The 1,264-nt window shown below is 37.3% G+C and carries 1 protein-coding gene; it reads right to left on the bottom strand.

What is annotated here, in order from left to right; all coding sequences use genetic code 11:
• Positions 1-878: 878 nt before the first annotated feature.
• Positions 879-1,264, bottom strand: a 386-nt coding sequence (locus HJP15_RS21575; RefSeq protein WP_170174630.1) for a transposase, incomplete at its 5' end; no start/stop codon positions are given.

The following is a 1,264-nucleotide window of genomic DNA, read 5'->3' on the forward strand; positions in this document are numbered from 1 at the left end:
TAGTTGGCCATAACAGTTTACCGTGGGTGAATAATATCTATTAGATCACAGTAACCCAGTGGATTCAAGGTTAAAAAGCAATCAAGTCAAATGTGCAGAACCAGTTCCTAAAAAGAGTAATTCTACAGCCACAACGCCGCAATATACGGCAAATTTTGCTGGGTTGTTTTTTGCCCGCGAAGCGGATTAGCAAAAATCGGCACAGTAAAATTTGTCCGCTTATAATTGCTTTGTTATAAGCTATTGACGTCTAACTTTCAATTAGTTAAGATTATTTCTGCTTCTAGAAAGCCAACTTACTCAGGAACCAATGGAGGACAATCTTCGGAAATAGTCTACGTAAGGAACCAAGTATAAAAGTTGAAAACCGCGATTTGATAGGCGGTAGCAATGCAAAAGCCAAAAGCATTTTTCATTTTTAAACTTAGGTAACTCTATGACTATTATTCAAAAGCATCGCATCTTATTGTGTTACCTCATATTCTCAACTGGTTTATTATCTCTGTTATCGGCCATATTCTTGGCTTTAAATGAAAGTTCACTCACTTACATTTTTTTAATAATTGCTCTTATACTAATTCTCTGGTGTTCTGTAGTTTTAACTACTGCAAAAATACAGCCTTCTGATGTTTCAAACATTATAAAGCTTGCAAGTAAAACCAAGCTACCCTGAGCTTATAACGAGCCTGTAGAATAACTCGTTTTTAATTTATTTTTATTGATGCTTCAACCATAGCTGAGTTCCTATTTTGATTCAATCGACAACTGACTTTCACGTGAAAATATAAAAAGAGGATTTGGTGTTGTTTTAATGGGCGTTTTGGAAGGTATGACAGGTGTTTAAGTGGCTTATTTAAGGTGATAAGGGGTTACCCTTATTAATGTATCGTGTTTCTCAGCTTTTCTAGATTATGAACAAGGCAATACTGCTGCCATTGCGCATTCACTTTCGTTTGTCCGCGTAAGGTCAATTTGTTCATGCCTTTATTGACTGTAATATTCCCGAACACGGGCTCTATACATCCAAGTCGTCTGCTGTACTGCCGTCGCCCCATTGGACTGTCTATTTTAACTTTCATTTTGTCGATATAGCTTAGCTTTTTACGTGATTCATCATTTTTAAACTGTACTTGCCGCCCTGTTTTTATTGGTGGCTTTCGCATGCATTGCTGTTGCAGTGGGCATACTTTGCAATCTTTTAAGTAACCGCAGAATCGCGTGTATTCTTGATTGTGACTCTTTACATTAACCCCGCTTCGCCACA

Source organism: Pseudoalteromonas sp. NEC-BIFX-2020_002, assembly GCF_013002825.1.
Classification (GTDB): domain Bacteria; phylum Pseudomonadota; class Gammaproteobacteria; order Enterobacterales; family Alteromonadaceae; genus Pseudoalteromonas; species Pseudoalteromonas neustonica.